This is a genomic window from Cupriavidus sp. SK-3 (assembly GCF_000611145.1).
Lineage (GTDB): Bacteria > Pseudomonadota > Gammaproteobacteria > Burkholderiales > Burkholderiaceae > Cupriavidus.
In genome coordinates this window covers 1-4804 of record NZ_JFJV02000248.1, presented here as the reverse complement: position 1 = coordinate 4804, position 4804 = coordinate 1, and the positions used below count along the sequence as shown (strand labels likewise).

At 61.6% G+C, this 4804-nt stretch carries 3 protein-coding genes and 2 pseudogenes; 2 read left to right on the top strand and 3 right to left on the bottom strand.

The window, feature by feature from the left end:
- Together CF70_RS38300 and CF70_RS26055 are read right to left on the bottom strand one after the other, a co-directional pair.
- Window positions 1-231: pseudogene (locus CF70_RS38300) on the bottom strand (copper resistance protein B); the annotation flags it as partial.
- A gap of 20 nt (window positions 232-251) precedes the next feature.
- Window positions 252-2144 carry a copper resistance system multicopper oxidase gene (locus CF70_RS26055; RefSeq protein WP_035871651.1) on the bottom strand — a complete coding sequence of 631 codons (1893 nt, stop codon included), beginning with the start codon at window positions 2142-2144 and terminating at the stop codon, window positions 252-254.
- Between the two features lie 201 nt (window positions 2145-2345).
- Here CF70_RS26055 and CF70_RS26050 point away from each other — a divergent pair, with 201 nt between their 5' ends.
- Window positions 2346-3032 (top strand): heavy metal response regulator transcription factor, encoded by a 687-nt coding sequence (locus tag CF70_RS26050; protein WP_035871643.1) that lies wholly within the window; start codon window positions 2346-2348, stop codon window positions 3030-3032.
- Complete coding sequence (locus CF70_RS26045; protein ID WP_035871641.1) at window positions 3029-4423, top strand: heavy metal sensor histidine kinase; 1395 nt, start codon at window positions 3029-3031, stop codon at window positions 4421-4423. Before CF70_RS26050 ends, CF70_RS26045 begins: the two co-directional genes overlap by 4 nt.
- Window positions 4424-4536: 113 nt before the next feature.
- Here CF70_RS26045 and CF70_RS36310 read toward each other — a convergent pair.
- Window positions 4537-4804 (bottom strand): annotated as a pseudogene (locus CF70_RS36310) (hypothetical protein); the annotation flags it as partial.

Genomic DNA, 4804 nt, shown 5'->3' with positions numbered 1-4804 from the left:
GTGGTCCATGCCCTGCATCGAGTCCATGCCTGGCATTTGGCTATGGTCCATAGCTTGCGTGCCGCCGGGCTTGCCCGGCGCCTTTGCTTTTGGCGTAGGTTTCGCCTTTTCAACAGCTGTGGACGAGGATTCTGCCTGACTATCGGGTGTGTGGGCGTGTTGCGCCCAAGCGGCGCTCATGCCCGCGGACGCAAGCAACGCGGCCAGTACTGTTCTTGTTGGTTTATGCATGTGCGTATTCAATTAAGAGGTCAGGCCACCACCACTTCGCGGAACATCCCCGCATCCATGTGCAACATCAGGTGGCAGTGCCACGCCCACCGACCCAATGCGTCGGCAGTGACCAGGAAGCTGATGCGCTGCGCCGGCTGCACCGCAATGGTATGCCGACGCGCCTGGAACGAGCCGTCCGGCGCCTCGAGTTCGCTCCACATGCCGTGCATGTGCATCGGGTGCGTCATCATCGTATCGTTGTGCAGGATGACGCGCAGTCGCTCGCCGTACTTGAAGTGGACCGGGGTCGATTTCCCGAACTCCACCCCATCAATGGACCAGGAGTACCGCTCCATGTTTCCGGTCAAGTGCAGCTCCACTTCGCGCCCCGGTCCGCGCTTGTCCAACGGGCCGCCAATGGTGTGCTGGTCGGCCAGTGTCAGCACGCGGCGCCCGGTGTTGCGCAAACCGATGCCGGGGTCATCCAGGTTGGTGCGGGCCATGTCCACACGCATATCCGTGGTGGCGCCATACTCAGTCTTCGCGTGCCGCGCCTTGGTACTGGGGACCTTCAGCGATGCGGCAGCGTCCATGCTACCCATGCCCCCCATGGCGTGCTGGCTATGATCCATGGTCATTGCCCCATGACTCATGCCGCCCATGGAGCCATGATCCATGCCTTGCATGCCAGCGTGGCTCATGCCCTGCATGGCCATGCCACCATGATCCATCCCGCCCATGCCACCGTGATCCATGCCTCCCATGCTGCCCATCATGTCTGCCATCGTGAGCCACTGCGGCTTGTCGACCGCCGGCACCGGCGCGGTTAGTCCTTCGCGCGTCGCCAGGGTGCCGCGGGCATAGCCAGTGCGATCCATCGACTGCGAAAAGATGGTATAGGCGTCGTCGCGAGGCTCGACTACCACGTCACAGGTCTCGCCCGGGCCGAAGCGGAACTCGTCCACGGTCACCGGATCGATGTTCTGCCCGTCGAGCTGGATGACCTTGAGCTTCAGGCCGGGAATGCGCACATCGTAGAACGTGTTGCCCGCGCCATTAATGAACCGCAGACGAACCTTCTCGCCGGGCTTAAACAAGCCAGTCCAGTTGCCAGCCGGCGTGACGCCGTTGGTCAGGTAAGTCAGCGTGGCACCCGAGAGATCCGCCAGATCCGTCGGGTTCATGCGCATCTCGTTCCACATTTTTCGCTTGGCGAGCGCACTCTTCATCCCCTCGTTGGAGACGTCGCGGAAGAAATCGATAACCGTCGGCTGGTTATAGTTGTAGTAGTCGCCCTGGACCTTCAGTTTCGACAGCACGCGCATCGGATCTTCGTCGGTCCAGTCCGAGAGCAGCACCGTGTAATCGCGATCGGCCCGCACGCCATCCACGCCGGTGGCAGGATCGATCACAATGCCGCCATACACGCCGGTCATCTCCTGGAAGCCCGAGTGCGAGTGATACCAATAGCTGCCGGTCTGGTCGACCTTGAAGCGGTAGGTGAAGGTCTCGCCCGGCGCGATGCCGGCAAAGCTGATGCCCGGCACACCGTCCATCTCGAACGGCAGGATGATCCCGTGCCAGTGAATCGACGTATGTTCACGCAACCGGTTCGTGACCCGAATCGTCACGGTCTCGCCTTGCCGCCAGCGCAGCGTGGGCCCCGGCAACATGCCGTTGATGGTGGTCGCCACCCGCGGGGTTCCGGTGAAGTTGACCACCGACTCGCCAATCACGAGGTCGAATTCGGTGCCGCGCAGCACTGGTGCTGTGCCGGATAAGACATCTGCCGGTCGGCCTGACGGCTGGGCCCAGGCCGTACCGCCCAGACCAGACAGTCCCGCCATCACGCCGCCGGCGGCCAGACCCTGTACAAAACGGCGGCGCGGCAGGTTAGGCAGCACAAGGCCAGACGGTCGATCACGTCGCATGAAATAGTCCTTTTTGCTTGAATGGCCGCGTCGGAAGGCGGCAGCAAGAGAGTAACGAGAGCGAGGCTACCGTCAACTTACCTAAACATTACATTCCGGTAAGGTCGAGGTTACTCGCAGAGCGTCTGGATAGACTACCTGGTATAGAGCTGGCCCAACAGGCCGGCACATAATCCGAAAGAATAGGGGGAGGGTTCGAAGATGAAGCTGTTGGTGGTAGAAGATGAATCCAAGACCGGCGAGTACCTGCGCCAGGGGCTGACCGAGGCCGGGTTCGTGGTCGACCTGGTTGCCAACGGGCTTGACGGACAGCACCTGGCGCTCACCGAGTCGTACGACCTGATTATCCTCGACGTCATGCTACCGGATCTCGATGGATGGCGCATTCTGCAGGCCATTCGTGCCGCGGACAACCCGGTCCCGGTCTTGTTTCTGACCGCCCGCGACAGCGTGGCCGACCGGGTCAGGGGGTTGGAGCTGGGCGCTGACGACTACCTGGTCAAGCCGTTCGCTTTCTCGGAATTGCTGGCCCGGGTCCGCACGCTATTGCGTCGCGGTACCGTACAGCTGGCGATGGACCGCATTCAGGTGGGCGACCTGGTGCTGGATCTGGGCAGGCGTCGGGCGTCGCGCGGCGGTCGCCGCATTGCGCTGACCAGCAAGGAGTTTGCACTGCTCGAGCTGCTCGCCCGCAGGCGCGGTGAGGTCCTGCCGCGTTCACTGATTGCCTCCCAAGTCTGGGACATGAATTTTGACAGCGATAGCAACGTGATCGATGTGGCCATTCGCCGCTTGCGGGCGAAGATCGACGATGACTTTGACACCAAGTTGATTCAGACCGTGCGCGGCATGGGCTACGTGCTGGAAGCGCCGGAGGAGCAGGTATGACGCATCGCCTGTCCCTGACGATGCGCCTGACCATCCTGTTTTCGCTCTGCTCTGCTGTGGTGCTGTTGGGCTTGGGCGTTCTCATCTGGCTAGCGATGGACCGCCACTTCGCCACCGAGGACTATGTGGTGCTCGGCGACAATATTCGCCTGATCGAAAAGATCGCGCAGGAAACGCCGGCCGAGCGGTTGCCCCAGCGGCTTCGGGAAATGGTCGATCACCATCCTGGCTTCGTCGCGCAGGTGCAGACGGCACAAGGCCACAAGCTGTATGCGACCAAGGACTTCGATTTTGCGATTGCTGTCGAGGCGATCCCGCGCGAATTGGCGCGTGACAATACCTTCGTCTGGCAGCAAGGCGAGCAGGAATACCGCGGCATGCGCGCGCAGGTGAGTGCGGCTGACCCGCGCATTGCTCCATTGCGCGTCGTGGTCGGCATGGACACGGAAATCCACGCGCACTTCATGCATGCGTTTCGCCGTTCGCTGGCGTTCTATACGGCATTGGCGGTGCTCGCCAGCGGTCTCTTTGGTTGGTGGGCGGCGCGACGCGGGCTCGCGCCCCTGCGCATGATGGCCTCACGCGCCAAGGGCGTCACCGCGAACAAACTGGATGCGCGCATGCCGGTCGAAGCCGTGCCGGTGGAAATGGCAGATCTGGCGATCACGTTAAACGCGATGCTGGAGCGACTGCAGGATGATTTTCGGCGGCTCTCGGAATTCTCCTCCGATTTGGCACACGAGCTGCGCACGCCCATCACCAACCTGATGACGCAGACGCATGTCGTGCTATCGCAGCCGCGGGATGCCGCCAAATATCGAGAGGTCCTGGCCTCGAATGCCGAGGAATTGCAGCGGCTTGGGCGCATGGTGTCCGATATGCTGTACTTGGCCAAGATGGAGCACGGCATCACACTCCCGAATGAGGAAGCGATCAACGTGGCCGATGAAGTGCAGGCGCTGTTTGAGTTCTACGACGCGCTGGCAGAGGACAAGGGCGTCAATCTACGGCTTGATGGGCAAGCGAAAATTACCGGCGACCGTCTGATGTTACGCCGAGCGCTCAGCAATCTGCTCTCGAACGCGCTACGCTATACGCCGTCGGGCAAAGAGATCCGGGTCGAGACGCGCGAGCAGGGCGGCAGCACGTCGATCGTAGTCGAGAATGAGGGCGAGGAAATCAGCCCCGAGTTGCTGCCATCGCTATTCGATCGCTTTTTCCGTGCCGACAAATCAAGGACGCGTGCCGAGTCCGAAAGCGTGGGACTGGGTCTCTCCATCACGCAAGCCATCATGTTTGCGCACGGGGGCCAGATTTCGGCGGAATCGTCGGAAGGCACCACGCGCTTCATCTTGACGTTTCCCCGCCAGCGAAACGCCGCCCGGAGCTAGACGGTTGGCCTCGAGCGCGTCGGCACGTAAAAATAGCCACGGCGTTGCAGCGCCGTGGCTAGTGGTCCTTCGGTAAAAGGTCAACCTATTGATCCGGCATTGTATCTATAAACTCATGCGGCATCACGAAGCGGCTTGGGCTCGAAAGTCGCTTTTGGTCCGCTCGGGCTGTCGTTGAACGCTTCACAGGTGCTTGGACGTCGCCTTGACCAGCTGCAGCTTGGTGCGCGCCGGCGCCAGCTTTGTGACGGCCGGCTTGAGATCGGCGATGGCCATCTCGTCGGGGATTGAACTCGGGTCTGTAGCTGGCCCGGTAGAAGACTTGTAAGCGCGAAATTCTCCGCACATAGGTAAGCGGCCAGCGAACCCGTCTTGACGGTG